Genomic DNA, 17,147 nt, shown 5'->3' on the forward strand with positions numbered 1-17,147 from the left:
GCAATGATCGACACCACCATGCTGCAGAACCAGATACTCGACAGTGCCCGGGGAAATAGAGACGCCGCTTTTAAAGAAAAGGCCGAGAGGGCCGCGGGCAAGAAGGATTTTCAGGAAACGCTGCGTGAGACCGTTGAGCTTCAGAAAAGTGATGCCGGCGGGAAAAAGGTCGTCGATAAAAAACTCATGGATGTCTGCGTGGAAATGGAGTCTCTCTTTGTCGCGAAGATGATGAAGGAAATGCGCAGCACGGTTCATAAGACGGGCTGGATCCATGGCGGTTTTGCCGAAGATATTTTCGAGGATATGCTTTATGATAAATACTCCCTTGAAATGTCGAAAAACGCAAACCTGGGCCTGGCTACCATGCTGTATAAGGAAATGAGTTCCAAGATATAGTCGGCAAAATAAGCATAATTACCCCTTATCCCCCTAAATCCCCCTGAGGGGGACTTGAAAGAAAAATAGAAAATTATAAACCCCTCCCAGGGGTGGCAACAGTTCTTTTATGCAATCCTAAGGTATCGATGCCGGGGTCTCATCTTCCCTCTATTTCTGGTATCTTCTTCTGTTAATGTATTATTACTTCCATCTTTACGTCCGGGGCATCTTTTTCTGAAGAAGAATTAATAGTCTCGTTGATAGAGTTTTGCATAAAATTGTATGGACATCTTTATTCTCCTGCAGTATAATAATCAGTTGTGAAAATTGTATGAAAAATGAACTCAATCTGACCCGGGATGTAAACCTTTCAATAAGGGAAGGAATCAAAACAGGAGGCATGTTATGACACGGTTTGTATTAATTCTTTCTATGGTATTTATACTTTTAGGTGCGGCGGGATCATTGCTCTTTTCCGGTGAAGATAAGGAAACGGACGGCCTCGTAAAAAAATGCAGAACTGAATGCACGGCGATACCGGGCAATGACTGCGGCGTCGTGGACAAGGCTGCGGCGGAGTATGTAACGGCGCGGCGGACCTATCATACCGTGGGAGATGAGCGGGGATATTACCATCCAACGGGTTCCTACTGGTACCAGGAACTGCTTAACCTGTCCCTGGTTGTGGAGCAGAAAAAACGTGTTCTGAAACCGCTTTGTCCCAAAACCATGTTAAAGGAACAGGATTGATAAACGGGGAATACAGCGGCGCGCGTGATTGTTCAGTATAGATGCCGGCAAAAGAAGAGCGATGATCGAGAAGCTGCTGAGTGAAGATATTCTGTATCCCGTTCAAGATCCCGGCGTACTGGAGCGGGGTTCGGTAATACGCAGGGTTTCCGGTGTCAAGGATCAGCAGGGCTGTTTCATGAACCGCGATGACGGCGGTGATCTCATCGTGGTGAATGTCGTAGATTGTGCGGGCTGCTCCTTCCTCGCTACTGCCGGCATCATGCGGCTGAGAAATGACGAACAGCTATACTGCTACCGAGGGACCTTCGGCAAAGACAGGGATTCGCAGCGGGCCATGGAAATCATATCAAACTGGCCGCTGTACAGGAAGAATACCGATATCCAGAACGCCATTGACTATTTTGTACGCACGGCCTATGCCCCGGCCCATATACTGCATCTGGAAAAGACAGACCAGCTTCAGAATCTTTTTATTCCTCTCCAGCAGAAGTTCAGGATAGGGCGCTTTAAAGTGGAGGTCAACTGGGATAAGGAGCGCAAGGAGACTTTCAGAAAAATACTGGATGATCTGAAGGTGGGAGACCATGTAACCTATGTGGCCATGATTCCTCCCACGAAGGGACACAATCCTCTTTTTTATTCCATCGGCACCAAGCCCCACGAGGAAACTGTCATGAGCCTTCGCGGCGAACCCTTCAATTTTGTCCCGACGCATGGCGGGCATATCAAGGCCCTGAGGCCCGAAGGCGGCACGAAACAGTTCCTCGTGGATGCCGGGTCTTCGTATCTCGGGAAGGGGCTGAAAACGTTATATGATACGGCACGGGAGGTGACTGACGGTTTGAGGCGCGTCTACGGGAAGTACAATTTTATTCCCGTCGAGGGGCGCGGGGCCTTTGGCACGGAACAGAGTTATTGAACCGGGGCTGTTTTTATATTGACAGGGTATCGGTATGGGCATATAAAAGATTTGAAAAACTGAAACGGAAACAGGCGCTCAAATATCATGCAGAAAGAAAAAGATAAAGATACGCCGAAAGAAGGGGAAAACCTGGTCGGCGTTTTTGATGCCGAGGCGTCGAAGAAAAAGATCAAAACCGTCAAGATGGAAGAAACCGTCATCGCCGACGACAGCCATATCATCAATCTCATTCTCGGTCCCTGCGTGTCCGTGATATTCGCGGGCCAGGATAAAAGCGGGAAGGTCTGGTTCGGCATAAACCATATGATCAGGTCCCGCAATGAAAAGGTCGATGTAGCCCTCAAGGAAGTATCGGCTCTGCGCACGGGCCTCCAGGAAAAGGGCTGCACGCATATCGCCTGCCTGGGACTGTTCGGCGGCAGCTACCGGCAGGAGAGCGTGGTAAAACCCGTTGCCCGCAAAAACGTGGAGACCATTCTCGAGGCCCTGAGTCTTTTTGATTTTTCCATAGAGATATTCGAGACAGGCATTGCCCAGAACATATCGGCGCTGAAATCCATGGCGAGGAAGAGTTTTCTCATCCGGCGCGTGAATGTTGAAAAAAAGGGCGCTGATATTACGGAAATTCCGCTTTCGAAGGTGTTTAAATAGACGTACGGCCCCCGGCGAAGGAATCCCGGGGGGGTGCAGTCAATGGCAGGCGCCACCCTCGGTGGGGGTTCAAAAATTATAGTAATACATGGTTTTTCTGAGTAGAGTAAATAACAGTAAAAAAACGATTTGAAGACAGGAATTGTCTTGAAATTTACGGCTCATTTCAACAAATGTTCACTGTATCAAAAAGAAACGCCAACGTAGCTCAGTCGGTAGAGCAGCTCACTCGTAATGAGCAGGTCGTCCGTTCAATTCGGATCGTTGGCTCATGTAACCCCTGAATTTATCAGGGGTTATTTGTTTTTAAGGGACTGTGTGTGTTCGGTGCCGGTGAAGGTTTTGCACGATTTTTGCACGGTCTTGATTAGTCGTTATTTTATAAAGGAATAAAAGGCTTCTTTGTAATAATGGCCAAATCAGGGGGCAGTGCCCGGAGCTGTTCTTTTAAAGAAGCACCAGGCAGCCGGTCAAAGAGGTAGCGCAGATATCCCTTATGCTATCTCATATTGCAGAGAATGGTAATTTATAGCAGACGACCGTTTTGATAGATTAAGAATTTCCACGCCTATAACCTGATTATTATTATTAAAATCCAGAATCACTCCTGGCATAACTTCTTCCGATTCGATTATGACAGAATCATCTATCCGCAAATAAAGTGCGTCGGCTTTTTCGTCAATTTTTATCTTCATAGTTTCCCTCTCATAGTCCTGTCATAATATGCTGTTATAACCTTTAGTGGAGAATAATTTCTATTGATTATGACTCTCAGAATCCTGTTGTCGTATTCTTCTATTTTTAATAATAAATGCTCTAAATCATTATCAGCCATATCCGGTATGATCAAACCCGGATTATCAATAACCCTTTCAATCAATTTTAAAGAAATTTGTCGCTCCTCTATAACATCAGCAGCATGTTTTGTAAGCTCGAATTTCGAATGATTCATTTTATTTAACTGTCATTACTTGATAAATAAAGTTAACAATATTATGGAAATAGTCAATAAATATTTTTAAAGCATGAAAAATAGCTTCAGCGTTGACAACAGCATCGGTGCCGGTGGAGGGTTTGCACGATTTTTGCACGGTCAAGATTAGTCATTATTTTATAAAGGAATAAAAGGCTTCTTTGTAATAAGGGCCAACAGAGAGAGCGGGGATTTATGAATTCCTATCACCCAATATTTGTGAAATCAATGCCGGGTCTCGTCGCATAGGTAAAATAGCTATCACATAGACGCTTTGATTATTCATATCGTAATAAATAGCATAGGGGAAGCGTTTTGAATACATTTGAAACAAGTCATATACTTTTTTATGAATGCCTGCATATAGGACCAGAGACTCAATATCAGAAATGATACTGTGAACAGTTTTCCATCTTCTAAATCAGCAGCCGTTTCGTCTAAAATATAGACATCTTTAATATTGATTTATTATACTTCGTTTTAAGGTCAGAAAGTGAAATGAATTGAGCATTTCCACTCTTAATTCGTTTCTTGCGGTTTTCGATTATTTCTTCATGCCATGCGGGTGTTTCAATGTCTTTGTTTTCATAGATCAGTGAGTCCCAGATAGCTTCCATTGTCTGAATTCTTTCGGAAGCAGTCATATTTTTTATATCCTGTATATTCATTTTTATCTCCGAAGTATAAATCAATATTCATTGTGCAATGATGTTTATAATTAAATGCAAGTTGTTTAAAGTGTAAAGTAAAAAAGATGTTTTTTTAAATCAGGGGTTATTTGTTTTTAGGGGGAGGTGATTCTTTGAAACCTCTGCGTTGTCCAAATATGGCCCAAAGATTCATTAAAATGTAGGAAATCATTGTGGCTGTCCACCAGTGATTGTCATATACTCAATGTGGTGAGAGACTTTAAATGCATTGGCAAAAGCGGGGTTTATATCTAACAGGAAGTGGAGAAGTAAAGCTATTCTCTGTTTGTCAGACATATATAAAGAGCCAGGATGCCTGTTGCTATTGAAATTACATCAACGATAATTTGAAAGATGCCGGTATAGTCAAATAATAGATAAGTCAGGGTTAGCGCAATAACGAAGAATCCCAGAATGCGGATAATCTTATCTATCATTATGGAGCAGTTCTCGCGTCTTCTTTTCTATTCGCTGATCAATCTGTTTTTCAAGGCGCATGACCGTTCCGCGATATACCAGATAGATACCACTTAAAAGACCGATGATAGCAAGGATATCATGTATAGTCATAATGTACTCCTGTGCATTAAAAGATAGTAACTACCTGCATATTTGTCAATGATATAATGGGGAGAACCTAAAAATCACAACCCCAAGTTCAAGATTATATTGTAAGGAATCTTTCACTTGACATTCTTTCTTGCTGTTGTACAATTGTCTGATAAATAATACTGAACGTATAATATGAATATAACGATAGATACATCGGCCTTAATTGCGGTAATCGTGGGTGAGCCTGAGCGGGATAAAATTATTGAACTGACTGCAGGAAATACTCTGATTGGACCCGGCTCAATCCCCTGGGAGATCGGCAATGCTTTTTCAGCCATGTTCAAGCAAAACAGGCTCACGCTAAAAGAGGCTCAAAAAGGAGTATCAATATTCAACAGCATTCCACTCAGGTATGTTGAAATTGATTTTTTCAATGTCCTTAAATTATCAAAAACGAAAAATATATATGCATACGATGCCTACATTCTTGATTGTGCAATAAAATATAAATCTCCCCTGCTTACCCTGGATCAGAAATTGAAATTGGCTGCCCGAAAAATAAAGATTGAGACGCTGGAGGTTTAAGATGCGCGTTTATACATATTCTGAAGCACGACAAAAACTCGCCTCAGTTTTGAAGCAGGCGGAGCATACAGGTAAAGTCTTGATTCGAAGAAAAGACGGAAGGACCTTTGCCCTGAGTCCGGAGAAAGATGTATCTTCTCCGCTGGATGTCCCGACTATAAAAGCGAACATTTCATCGCAGGAAATTGTTGATATTATAAGAGAAGGCAGGGAGAAGTAAACAAGGACTTCACCATCACGAATGAGGGCAATGTCACCACGGAACAGAGTTACACCTGCGATGACCCGCACCGCATGACGAGTTGTGTATAATAAGGACAACAGCCTCGTACCCTTCGGCGATTCGGCCGTAAAGGGCGCCAATACCTTTATGTATAACAGCCCTGGGAACATTACATTGTAAAATAATTTACACTGGAAACGACTTGCCTCCAATGACCGAATATAAACATCCCTGTCGGGTATAAAAAATTAGTGTGGACAGTGTAACCGGAATACCTGTTTGTTTCCGTATTACCGACTGCATGTAATTGGACAGAAAACTTCAGAGGGCGGCCTTCGGACCGCATTTTGCAACTGTTCCATAGAATCAATGTGATAAGGAGAATATCCATGCTCAAACGAATCGGCTTGTTTTTGCTCACCAATATGCTTGTAGTACTCACGGTGAGTCTTATATTGAATATCGTTCTGCCCATGCTGGGCATACGGGTACAGGGCGCCTGGGGGATTGCCGTTTTCAGCGGCGTTTTCGGTATGACCGGTGCCTTTATATCCCTGGCCATGAGCCGGTGGATGGCCAAGAGGGCCTATAATATTCAGCTTGTTGACGGCTCCACGCAGGATCATCGTGGACGTGAGATTTATGACATGGTGGTCCGCCTGTCGCGTCAGGCCGGTCTTCCTGCCGTTCCTGAGGTGGGGATATACAAGTCGGCAGAACCCAATGCCTTTGCCACGGGTCCCTCGAAAGAGAAATCTCTGGTGGCGTTTTCAACGGGACTGCTGTCTTCCATGGAAAAAATCGAGGTTGAAGCCGTGGCTGCCCATGAGGTGAGTCACATCGCAAACGGCGATATGGTGACCATGACGCTGCTGACAGGAGTGGCCAATGCCCTGGTTATGTTCCTGGCAAGAATCATTGCCCAGCTTCTTGACAGCTTTCTTCGCGGTGATGACGGCGAGGGCGGACTGGGATTTTTCGGCTATATCATGACGGTCATGGCCCTGGAGACCGTGCTCATGCTCCTGGCGTCCATTCCCCTGGCGGCTTTTTCGCGGTACCGTGAATTCCGGGCCGATGCAGGCGCGGCGCGCATCACATCACCGACGGCCATGGCTTCCGCACTACAGAGGCTTCAGAAAATGGCCGGTGTTCCCCAGGTAAAGGATTCCTTTGCCATGGCAAAGATCAGTTCTACGAAAAGGGTGTCACTGTTCTCAACGCACCCGTCCCTGGAAGACCGTATCGCCAGGCTCAGAAGTTTGTAGGATAATACAAAAATACGAAGGGCGGAATTCCGCCCTTCAGTTATTGAAAACCTGTTTTACTTCCCATCCTCATCATAAAGCCGTTCAAGCAGTTCTTCTTTCAACGATTCGAGTTCCTCATCGGGAATATCTTCGGGATTTTCGTACTGGGAAAAAATACGGAGAAGAGCCTCGACATGGTTTATTAAAAGGCTGTACCAGTACCAGTCACCCATAAGTCGGGCGGCAAAGAGTACCTGGCGGTCCGTGAGATTTTCCCAGGCCGGGCAGTAGAAGTTGCGGCAGGTTCCCGTGATAAATGATTCCATGTGATGCCCCGGGTCCTGCTCCCCGTAAATCAGGCATCCCATGATTCCCGGTTCGTCGGGCAGTATTCCCATATGGGAACACTGCATGGCATCCCTGAAAAGTTTTTCCCTTTCAGCCTCTTCGGGGTGTTTCAGGGGACGGCTGGGTTCTTTCTGGCCCCTGGCATAAAACATTTCCTCCAGCTGCTCCTGCGGCATGTTGTAGTTATGGCTGCCGCAGCACAGGGCGCAGGAAGCGCCATGACCGGGTCTGCAGGGATTTATTCTTTTGTTACTGTATTCTGACATCAGCTTTGTGCCTTTATCGAAGAAATGGACTCCTTTGTCGAGAATTATACTGCAGTGGTGGTAAAAAGTCGAAGATACCTTCTTGACAAAAAAGCGTTAATATCGGACTTGTGTTCTCCATATTGAGGAAAATGAAATGAATATTGAAAACTGCATCAAATGCCCACATCACATAAGCTATACTTCAGGATATGTCATCTGCAATTACTGGAAGCGTCAGCAGCAGCATGTAACACACAGTGCCAGCGGGGGAACGACCAGGGTTGTGGGATGTGCCATCCGGGAAAAAGAATTAAACGGCAGGTAACGATATGGACGGAACAAAGCGTTCGGACATAAGAACAGGAATCCGGGTTGCCATTGTTCTGAAGAAGGACCAGGCTTCAGGGAAGCTTACCGAGGGCATCGTTAAGGATATCCTGACAAACTCCCCGACCCATCCCCACGGCATCAAAGTCCGCCTCCAGGACGGGTCCGTGGGGAGAGTAAAAACCATTCTTTAAGAACCGGCCTTGCGATCGTCCAGGTCTTTCCTGATTTTGTCAAAGCTCTCTTTGGTGATTGGAAGGATAGTCACAAACACGGCCGAAATGATAAAACATATCCCGGGCGCCACACCTATAAGGGCGCGTATGGCCAGGAGGGCACTTTCGGGCTGAACGATTTTCTGCACTGCTGCCACGGTTTCATCGGGATTTGCCTTTATGTAGCCGAATATATCAAGAATCGCTCCTGTTCCGGCAATGGCCAGGGCCGAGGCTACTTTATATAGAAAGGTCGATATACCGAAGAAAGCTCCCTCGCGGCGCACGCCGTTCCGGTGTTCATCAATTTCCACAACGTCAGGAAGGATTGACCATGGAATAATCTGTGATGCCGAAATACCGATACCGGCAAGAGCGCATAATACGATGGTCGTATTGACATCTCCCCGGGGAATAAAGAGGCATACCAGCATTGAAACGGAAAAATACGCGGCTGCAATGGCATAGGCCTTCTTTTTGCCCAGCTTGTTGCCCAGGTAAATCCACAGCGGCGAAGCCATGACTGCAACCACGAGGGGGATGGCCATATATATTGTTGCGTCGCCTTCTACTTGTATGACATCGGAAATGAAAAAGAAGAAGGTGGCCATGATGATGTCAAATCCGATCATATTGAAAAGAAACATTCCCAGCACTACCCTGAACTCCTTCATTTTGAAAAAGGAAGCGATGGTTTCGAAAAAACCTTCGTAGGCCTGATCGGTAAGTTTTGTCCTCTCCTTTGTTCCCGCGCCTGTAATGAACAGAAGGCCCACTATAAGAAGCCCGAATATCATTCCCATGAAAAAGAAACTGCTGCTTTTTGCGTAATCGGTGAAGATTACATCGACAAGCAGGGTTACTCCGGCTGCACCGATGAGAGTGCCAACGAAGGAAGAGCCCATGCGGAATCCCGAGAGGCTCGTGCGTTCGTCGTAGTTCTGGGTCATGCCGGCCATGAGGGAACTGTAGGGAACGGCTACAACAGTGAATGCCGTATTGAATATGATGAAGGCCAGCAGGTAATAGAAGAATCGCCAGGTCTCCGAGGCCTGGGGTACGAACCAGAGAAAGGCAAAGCACAGGCCCATGGGAATGGCGCCGAAAAGAATATAGGGTCTGCGGCGTCCCCAGCGGGAGGTGGTTCGATCGGAAATCCTGCCCATGAAGTAGTCGGTAATAGCGTCCCAGGCCCGGGCGAGCATGAACACGGCACCGGCCTTGCCCGGCGAAATGCCGCCCACATTGACCATGAACCATAGCATATAGAAACCGATGGAGCCATAGGCAATGTTGATTGCCAGGTCTCCCATGCCATAGGCCAGTTTTTCACGAACGGGAATAACGTAATCTTTTTTCACCTGTACTCTCCTTGGGAATGCGATATTGAGTGACATGTCAGTCAATAATGAATTTCCTTATATGTCAATACATTTATTGGCGCCGCAGGTCATTGTCTTTCCTCAAAACATAATAGATCGATCGGAACCGGGATGGGGCACGGCGGTACATGTCGAGCTCCTGGATTTCTCCGGCTAATACGCGGTCAAAATCCCTGCAGGGCCTTGTCAAGGGAGGTGATCTCCAGGGTGGGGACGCCTGTGCCGCAGCCGATATCGAGTATTTCGGCATTATCGACAGGCGGAATGCTCAGAAAGGCCTTTCGTGTGTATTTCAGAAGGCCCCGGCGGCAACGGTCTTTTATTTGCAGCGGATTCATAATTTATTACATCATAAAAATTTTTTCAGACACCTGATGCGCCGTTTTTCGAATGTGCCGCCGTCGATGAAGAGGTCTTCCAGTCCAGGCGGAATGAAATCGAACAGTTCTTCGGTGATGATGCAGCTGCCGGGATCGGCCTGGTGGCCCAGGTGAAAAATAGCGTTGATGGAGTCAGAGATGATGTTTCCCGTGTCTCCTTTTTTCCGGTACATTGTATTGCCCAGATGAAGAACGGTTCTGAAGTTAATGAGCGTATTGAATTCAAAATCTTCAAAGCTGAATATTTTTCTGTCCAGGGTCATCTCTATACAGAGCTTTATGCACTCACACCGCTTCCCATCGAAGGGGAAGAGAACCAGGCCGCCTGATTCGGACCACAGCCATAATTTTCCGTTTACGTGTGAAACTTTTTCAGCGACGATGCCCATAAAAGCATCCAGAACCTTCTGCAGGTGACCGTCGCCGAGTTTTTTCCCTATGATATCCTGATCTTCCAGCATGATGAACATGAAGCAGAAAGTGTATTCCCTGTTCTCCATGATATTCTGCCAGTCTTTTCCCGAGAGAATGAATTTTTTTTTACCGTTAGCTGCGGTTGTGTCGTATTTTTTGGCTTCCCCTCTGAATTCTGCGGCTTTTTTCAGACGATCGGGCGAAAGCCCCTTTTTCAACATATCCTTTCCAATATAATCGCTGGCCCCTCGGAAAAACAGGCCGGCAATATCTTCGACGTTGCCATGGGGATCAATAATACCGAAACGGGCATGAGCTTTGTTGGACAGGGTGTTTGTAAGAGCTATAGTTTGATCGTTGTCCATTTCTGAAATGTCAATATATATGAAAATATTTTCTTCCGACTCCATCACGGTCTGTATAATGCTGCCTGAATCGCACCATGAGACTTTCAGTCCCCCTGTTTTGGCGGCATTGTTAAACGCTTTTTTTACAGTGCCGCTCACCGTGGAGATAATCAGATCCATTCAGTCTCCGATCCTTATGCTGTAATTGAAATAATTTTTATTGCTATCGATTCTGATGGGCTGGAACTGGTCAAGGAGAAGGGAATCCAGATAGATGCTCACTGTTTCACTAAGGGTGACGCTGTTGGGGCCGGAATATCTGCTTTCTATATCATGCACGGTTTTTATAATCTCGTTTTCACGCATGGTGTTCATGCTGTCGGAATATTCATAATGGCCGTTATGCACCGCCATGCGTATCTGCAGCGGTTCACCCAGTTTATTGCCTGTCCGGTTATACATGAAAAGACGATGAAGAATGTCCATGGAGGATAGGGTGGCCATAAGATTCCTTTCTGAAAAATGGAAAGCCGCCAGTCCTCCGTCGCCCTCCATATTCCAGATACGGCCGTTTCTCTTTGTGACGGATTCCCGGACAATTGCATGGAAATCGTTGAAGGTCTTTTTGATTTTAGATTCAGGATAGCTCCGTACCAGCCGGGTGTTGTCGATGATATCGAATCTGAGGAATGAGAAAACATATTCCTGCCCTTCGCGGAGAAAACCCCAGTTTTTTGTAATACGCATCCTCGAGTTTTCGATGAAAATTCGATTGTTCTGGTCAAAGATGTACCCGTATTTTTGCAGTTCCCTCACGATGCTGGAAAGGTTTGATATGGGATATTTTCTTCCCATAATGCCGATATACTGCATTTCCACCAGAAGCGTTATGAAGTGCGGGATGAGCCTGGCCTCTACAATATCTGAAATGACGCGTGACGCTGCATCCTTTTTCGAGACCGTTTCCCCATAGGGAATCCCGGTACGCTTGTGAATATCGTATCCGCGAATGAGGCGGCTCGCTGCTTCAGCCATTATATCGGTACTGAGAGAATTGACCAGGGAATCTTCCAGCATATTCCTGGTGCCTGAATTAATTTTGTCCATGCAAACACTCTTAAGGAGTTATAACATCTGTTTGTCGGAAAATAATGTAATTGATTGACATTCGAGTCAAGGATTAATTGTATGCGGGAATTGAAAATGTCCGTCCAGCTGTTCGGGGAATGTAGATTCCAGAAGACTTTTATTGTGCGTTATGTGGCAGGAACCTCGGGTGAATACAGTGGCAGGTTGTGACCTGTCACTGCACCGGCCAATAATATTTATGAAGGGTATTTGCTGAAATAGGCCTTCGTTTCCGCCAGGACAACGCCTGAAAGGGCGATGAGGGCGATGAGGTTCGGGACAGCCATAAGGCCGTTCATGATATCGGCGAAGTTCCATACCAGATCCAGCTTCACTACGGCTCCCACGAATACCGCCGCAACAAAAACCAGACGGTAGGGCGTAACAGATTTTTCACCCAGCAGGTATTCTATGGATTTTTCGCCGTAGTAGCACCATCCAAGAATCGTTGAATAGGCGAAAAATACCAGGCCGACGGTGACCACGATACCACCCCATGAACCGGGAAGCCCAGCTGAAAAGGCCTGTTCCGTGAGGGCTGCTGCCGTGGCTCCCGAGGACCAGATGCCGGTAACGAGGAGAACCAGGCCGGTGAGAGTACATACGACGATTGTATCGATGAATGTCTGGGTCATGGAAACCAGTGCCTGGCGAACCGGCTCATCGGTTCTGGCAGCTGCTGCCGCAATAGGAGAGCTGCCCAGACCGGATTCATTGGACAGGATCCCGCGTGAGACGCCCATGCGGATGCTGAGCATGACCGCAGATCCGGCAAATCCACCCGCGGCGGCCGTGGGACTGAAGGCATGTCGGAAAATCAGAGCAAAGGCTTCGGGAATATGACGGAAATACATGACAAGTATTACCAGGGCGGCTGTAACATAAAACAGGATCATGACAGGAACAATGGCTGACGTAGCTCTGGCAATGTTTTTAATGCCTCCCATGACGACCAGACCGGTAATAACGGCCAGGACAATGGCCGTTATCATGTGCGGTACACCGAAAGTGGAATTAACGGCATCGGCAACGGAATTGGATTGTATCATGTTTCCCGTGCCGAAGGCCGAGATCGATGCAAACAAAGCGAAGGCCACGGCCAGGGGTTTCATCTTCATGCCCTTTTCAATGTAGTACATGGGACCACCGCTCATGGTTCCCAGCTTGTCAACTTCACGGTATTTAACGGCGAGAACCGCCTCGCTGTATTTGGCGGCCATGCCGAAAAAACCCGTGACCCACATCCAGAATAGGGCTCCGGGGCCGCCCGTGGCAATGGCCGTGGCTACTCCGGCGATATTTCCCGTGCCCACCGTGGCAGCCAGGGCTGTCATGAGCGCCTGGAAGTGCGAGATGTCTCCGGCATGGGTTCCGCCTTCTTTTCTTTTAATAAGGGCAAGATACAGGGAAGGTATGAGCTGCCGGAACTGAAGTCCCCGGAGCAGGAAGGTCAGATAAACGCCGGTACCGACGAGAAGAATGATCAGGGGAAGCCCCCATATGTAGCTGTTTATTGTCTGCAGTAATCCGAGCATAGGGAAATCCTGTTGTTATAGTATTTTATGGGCACCTCTAAAAATTAGGTTTTTCATTAACCAAAAAATGGAAAAACCTAATTTTTCCTATGCTTGTGCCCACAAGGGAACTTCCAAAATCTAATTTATAGAGGTTCCCTTATTACGGTGCTTCAATTATTATGAGCAGGCATGATTTTTATGTCAATGTCTTTTCCGTTGGGTAATCATGGAGAGGACAATATTTCAATATCGGTCCGTTGCTACTCCACCATGTCCGGTTCAGGTGGTGCCTCAATATCATCGTGATAATCACGCTCATCGCTTATGAGGGGGTAATATATCCTCAGGCAGATCCAGGCGTCGGTAGCTGCATAAATCTTCTGTTTTTCCATGAGGTCAGGGCGGGCCCAGTTTGATGTCTGCACCGCCTTTGATATTCTGCCTTCCAGGTAACGGGCCGCCAGGGCCTTGAGGCCCGTCTGGATTATGCCCTTCCTGGATGCCATGTCGCTCAGATCAATGAACCCTGCGGCCTCAAAGGGGCGTATTTCCTGGAGCTTGAGGATATCATCACGAACAGCCAGGCCTATTTTTTTTACACGCTCATCTTCGAGTAATTTTACCAGCGATGGACGAAACCCTGTCAGCCCGAGCTGAATGATATATACTATCTCGTCCGTGGCCAGTTGAATGAGGGAAACGGGATTGTTTTGTCCCCGCTGAAATGTAGGACGTGTCTCCGTATCAAAACCCAGCAATTCTTCCGAGCTGAGAAGGGAAAGGCAGTTATCCAGGTCCCGTCCCCTGTTTATGACGGAAATGGGACCGGCGTACCGTATGATGGGAAGGTTGTTGATAAATTCCTTGGTGATCCGGTTCGGTAAATCGTTAGCGCTATAATTGTCTCCCTGTTCCATGATTCCTGCTCTGTTCATATTTAAAAGGACGGTTATTTTCTTTTTCTCATGAGGTTTACTTTTTATAATAAATAAGCATTATTTTGTCAAATATTTATATACATATCCGCGACCGGAAATTGCCGTTTTTCTATTCCCCAAAAACCTGCCGGATGAGAGAGAGGAGTCGTTCCTTGTCGATGGGCTTCAGGATAAAACCGGCGGGCCTGATCTTCTGTACGCGCGTCAGTGTGGCGTCTTCACTGCTTCCCGATGAAAAAATTACGGGGACACCATACTGCTCTTTGATGATCCGTGCCGTTTCTATACCATCCATGGGGCCGCCGAGCATGATATCCATAATAATCAGGTCTGGTCTGCACTGGCGGACAAAATTAATGGCGCTTTCTCCCGTCACCATTACGGGCGGTATTTTATAATCGCGTTTTTCCAGCATTTTTTTCAGGAAATTGCCGGTGATGAGGTCATCCTCTACGATGAGAATGAGTTTTTCCGAATCCCTCCTGGGTTCCAGGCAGCTGATTTTTTCATCCCTGGACGGCTCGTACAGATCGCTGAATTCTATAATAAAGCTTGTACCATTTTTATGCTGGATAGTAAGAGTACCCCCTATCTGCCGTGTCAGTTCTGACACAAGGTGCATCCCCAGGGACTTACCTGTTGAGGTGTCCTGTGAAGCGCTAAACCCAATGCCATTGTCGCTGACGGAGAATATATAGCGGTGACCGTCGTTTTTAATAAAGGAAATATGAACTTTGCCGCTTTGTTTTTCAGGGAAGGCGTGTTTCAGCGCATTGCTTAAAAGCTCATTGAGAATGAGCGCGCAGGGGATGGCTACATTGATTGGCAGGGGAGTGTTTATAATGTCCATGTCAATGCCGATTCTTGAACCGGTATTGAAGGACTGCAGCACTTCAGTGACCAGCCTGTCCGTGTAGGATCGGAAATCAATCTGCGACAGGTTGCTGGATTGATAGAGCTGCTCATGGATGAGACTCATGGAGCGGATGCGGTTCTGGCTGTCGGCAAAGAGTTCCAGGTCACGCTCGTCATTTATGAATCCCGATTGCAGGGCCAGGAGGCTCGAGATGATCTGCATGTTGTTCTTGACCCGGTGATGTATTTCTTTGAGGAGTATATCCTTCTCTCGCAGAGATGAACGCAGTGCTTCATCGGTTTTTATCTTGTCGAAGATGCTGGCCAGTTTGTCAATGACCATGGAGACCGATTCCTTTTCTTCGCGGGAAAATGGTTTTTCACGGTTAAACCCGATGTGTCCGATAGCTTCACCGCGTACGATCAGGGGAGCCAGGTACACATACTTGTTGCCGGCAACCTGGGCAATTTCGCCTGCCAGGGCCCGGAGAAGTTTTTTATCTGGCGGGACAAAATCTCTGATGGCCCGCGCCACTTCTTCCTTGCCGTTGAATTCCATGGGGATACGGTTCGTATAGAGTCCCAGATAAACACTCCCCGCGAAAAGGGGTATCCGTATTTTCTGCAGGGACAGGCCTGAGAGTTTTTCAGCAGCGCTCAGGATGACACTCTGGATATTGCTGTATTGATATATAAGGTATTCGCTGAAATCGGTGGAAACGGCCTTGAAGTAAAAATCGGCAAAGCGAAGATCGTGAATATCCCTCAGCCGGTCACAGGTTTTCTTTATTATTTCATCGGTCCCGGCATTTTTATTGATGTCCGAATTCAACTCGTTTATGAGAACCATGTGGCTGATTCCCATATTTATTATGGCATGGGCCTTTTTTCTGGCCGTGATATCTTCGGAAAAGCCGTTTATAAAAAATGAACCGTCATCATTATATCCGCTTGCGTGCGCGTTCATGGAAATCCAGGTGGTTGTCCCGTCCTTTTTGAAAGCCTCGTATTCGAAGTTGACCACGGCTTTATCGTGCTCCAGGAGTCTGAGGAATTCTTTTCTCTTTTCGGGATCGACATAGAGTTTTTTGTCAAGGTTATTGTAGGCCTCAATTGCCTCCACCGGGGAGTCATATCCCAATATAGCCGCCATTTTGTTGTTAACCGCCAGCACTTTTCCTGTGGACGAGGTCTGGAAAATGCCCATGGGGGCGTTTTCAAAAATGTTCCGGTATTTCCTTTCACTGTCACGATAGGCGTCGAAGATGTTATCGAAATCCGTGATGTCGTGCTGATAGGAGATGGAATGGATAATAGAACCCTGATTGTCCCGTATCGATGCGGCGTGCAGTATAACCTTTCTCCGCTGCCCGTCGCGTGTTATAATGTCTATCCGCTCATCATGCAGATTGCCCGAGGCTTTCCATTTTTTAAAAAGAATATCCATGTTCGCCTTCGAATCGGGATGATAAATTATGCTCAGGGGTTTTCCTACCATTTCCTCCCTGGTGTATCCCAGTATCCCGAGGGCGGAATTATTTATATCCAGAATCGTCCCGTCCGGTGAGATGAGATAGCAGTATTCAGGATTGTTATTGAAGAGCTGTCGGAACTTTTCTTCTGCCATGAGTGATGTACCGGCGGAATTATTCTCCAGGACCGATGAAAGGATGGCACTGATCTGACCGGTGTTGAAGGGCGGTACGATATACCCCTGTGACGGCAGCATTGTTTCACGGGCATGTTGATAAAACTGATCAGCGCAGTAAATAAGCAGGGGCTGGTACTGATCCCGAAGTGACTCTATGATTTTCATGCCTGCCCGATTTCCATCGCCTGCGATGCCCAGAATGATGATATTGGGCCGTTCCTTCACGCACAGAGCGAGGGTATCTTCATTGGATACAAAAGATCCAATGACGGAATATGACAGATCGTCCAGAAGATCGGCCAGGACAGAGGCCTTTGTTTTCTTTACATCGATTATTATTATTTTTATATTTTTCATGCCATTTGTCACGGTTCAAATATGCCTATACTGTACTGTAGCTCACGGGAGGGCATTTTTC

The 17,147-nt window shown here is 46.7% G+C and carries 18 protein-coding genes and 1 tRNA gene; 9 read left to right on the forward strand and 10 right to left on the reverse strand.

Annotated elements, in window-relative coordinates; translation table 11 throughout:
* Positions 1–3 precede the first annotated feature (3 nt).
* From CVV44_19745 to CVV44_19765, 5 genes are all read left to right on the forward strand, one after another.
* Entirely contained in the window at positions 4–399 is a 396-nt protein-coding gene (locus CVV44_19745) for a cell division protein (protein PKL35763.1), read from the forward strand.
* Positions 400–786: 387 nt separating this feature from the next.
* On the forward strand, positions 787–1,131 hold the full coding sequence (locus tag CVV44_19750; GenBank protein ID PKL35764.1) for a hypothetical protein: 345 nt from the start codon (positions 787–789) through the stop codon (positions 1,129–1,131).
* A 61-nt stretch (positions 1,132–1,192) separates the two neighbouring features.
* Complete coding sequence (locus CVV44_19755; protein PKL35765.1) at positions 1,193–2,053, forward strand: hypothetical protein; 861 nt, start codon at positions 1,193–1,195, stop codon at positions 2,051–2,053.
* An 87-nt stretch (positions 2,054–2,140) separates the two neighbouring features.
* Positions 2,141–2,707 (forward strand): hypothetical protein, encoded by a 567-nt coding sequence (locus CVV44_19760; GenBank protein PKL35766.1) that lies wholly within the window; start codon positions 2,141–2,143, stop codon positions 2,705–2,707.
* Between the two features lie 197 nt (positions 2,708–2,904).
* Positions 2,905–2,977, forward strand: a tRNA-Thr gene (locus CVV44_19765).
* Positions 2,978–3,201: 224 nt separating this feature from the next.
* Here the strand turns inward: CVV44_19765 and CVV44_19770 are convergent.
* From CVV44_19770 to CVV44_19780, 3 genes are all read right to left on the reverse strand, one after another.
* A complete protein-coding gene (locus CVV44_19770; protein PKL35767.1) occupies positions 3,202–3,402 on the reverse strand; it encodes a hypothetical protein in 201 nt (66 codons plus the stop codon).
* Positions 3,399–3,659 carry a hypothetical protein gene (locus CVV44_19775; protein ID PKL35768.1) on the reverse strand — a complete coding sequence of 87 codons (261 nt, stop codon included), beginning with the start codon at positions 3,657–3,659 and terminating at the stop codon, positions 3,399–3,401. The genes CVV44_19770 and CVV44_19775 overlap by 4 nt, the downstream gene beginning before the upstream one ends.
* 458 nt (positions 3,660–4,117) lie before the next feature.
* Positions 4,118–4,348: a cysteine methyltransferase gene (locus tag CVV44_19780; protein PKL35769.1), complete on the reverse strand. Its 231-nt coding sequence runs from the start codon at positions 4,346–4,348 to the stop codon at positions 4,118–4,120.
* A 765-nt stretch (positions 4,349–5,113) separates the two neighbouring features.
* Between CVV44_19780 and CVV44_19785 the strand changes: the two genes are divergently transcribed.
* The 3 genes from CVV44_19785 (at position 5,114) to CVV44_19795 (ending at position 6,997) form a co-directional block, all read left to right on the forward strand.
* A complete protein-coding gene (locus tag CVV44_19785) occupies positions 5,114–5,506 on the forward strand; it encodes a VapC toxin family PIN domain ribonuclease (GenBank protein PKL35770.1) in 393 nt (130 codons plus the stop codon).
* 1 nt (position 5,507) lies between these two features.
* Positions 5,508–5,726, forward strand: coding sequence for a prevent-host-death protein (locus CVV44_19790; GenBank protein ID PKL35771.1), 219 nt, complete (start codon positions 5,508–5,510; stop codon positions 5,724–5,726).
* A gap of 392 nt (positions 5,727–6,118) precedes the next feature.
* On the forward strand, positions 6,119–6,997 hold the full coding sequence (locus CVV44_19795; GenBank protein ID PKL35772.1) for a protease HtpX: 879 nt from the start codon (positions 6,119–6,121) through the stop codon (positions 6,995–6,997).
* Positions 6,998–7,053: 56 nt separating this feature from the next.
* Here the strand turns inward: CVV44_19795 and CVV44_19800 are convergent, their stop codons facing one another.
* On the reverse strand, positions 7,054–7,593 hold the full coding sequence (locus CVV44_19800; protein PKL35773.1) for a hypothetical protein: 540 nt from the start codon (positions 7,591–7,593) through the stop codon (positions 7,054–7,056).
* 311 nt (positions 7,594–7,904) lie between these two features.
* Here CVV44_19800 and CVV44_19805 point away from each other — a divergent pair, with 311 nt between their 5' ends.
* A complete protein-coding gene (locus CVV44_19805; protein PKL35774.1) occupies positions 7,905–8,096 on the forward strand; it encodes a hypothetical protein in 192 nt (63 codons plus the stop codon).
* Here the strand turns inward: CVV44_19805 and CVV44_19810 are convergent.
* From CVV44_19810 to CVV44_19835, 6 genes are all read right to left on the reverse strand, one after another.
* Positions 8,093–9,514, reverse strand: coding sequence for a hypothetical protein (locus CVV44_19810; GenBank protein ID PKL35775.1), 1,422 nt, complete (start codon positions 9,512–9,514; stop codon positions 8,093–8,095). The two genes, CVV44_19805 and CVV44_19810, sit on opposite strands and share 4 nt — an antisense overlap.
* A gap of 334 nt (positions 9,515–9,848) precedes the next feature.
* Entirely contained in the window at positions 9,849–10,820 is a 972-nt protein-coding gene (locus CVV44_19815; protein ID PKL35776.1) for a hypothetical protein, read from the reverse strand.
* Positions 10,821–11,717 (reverse strand): hypothetical protein, encoded by an 897-nt coding sequence (locus CVV44_19820; protein ID PKL35777.1) that lies wholly within the window; start codon positions 11,715–11,717, stop codon positions 10,821–10,823.
* A 248-nt stretch (positions 11,718–11,965) separates the two neighbouring features.
* Complete coding sequence (locus CVV44_19825) at positions 11,966–13,303, reverse strand: sodium:alanine symporter family protein (protein PKL35778.1); 1,338 nt, start codon at positions 13,301–13,303, stop codon at positions 11,966–11,968.
* A gap of 242 nt (positions 13,304–13,545) precedes the next feature.
* Complete coding sequence (locus CVV44_19830) at positions 13,546–14,220, reverse strand: hypothetical protein (protein PKL35779.1); 675 nt, start codon at positions 14,218–14,220, stop codon at positions 13,546–13,548.
* A 112-nt stretch (positions 14,221–14,332) separates the two neighbouring features.
* On the reverse strand, positions 14,333–17,086 hold the full coding sequence (locus CVV44_19835; GenBank protein ID PKL35780.1) for a hypothetical protein: 2,754 nt from the start codon (positions 17,084–17,086) through the stop codon (positions 14,333–14,335).
* Positions 17,087–17,147 lie beyond the last annotated feature (61 nt).

The sequence above is a fragment of the Spirochaetae bacterium HGW-Spirochaetae-1 genome, from assembly GCA_002839375.1.
Lineage (GTDB): Bacteria > Spirochaetota > UBA4802 > UBA4802 > UBA5550 > PGXY01.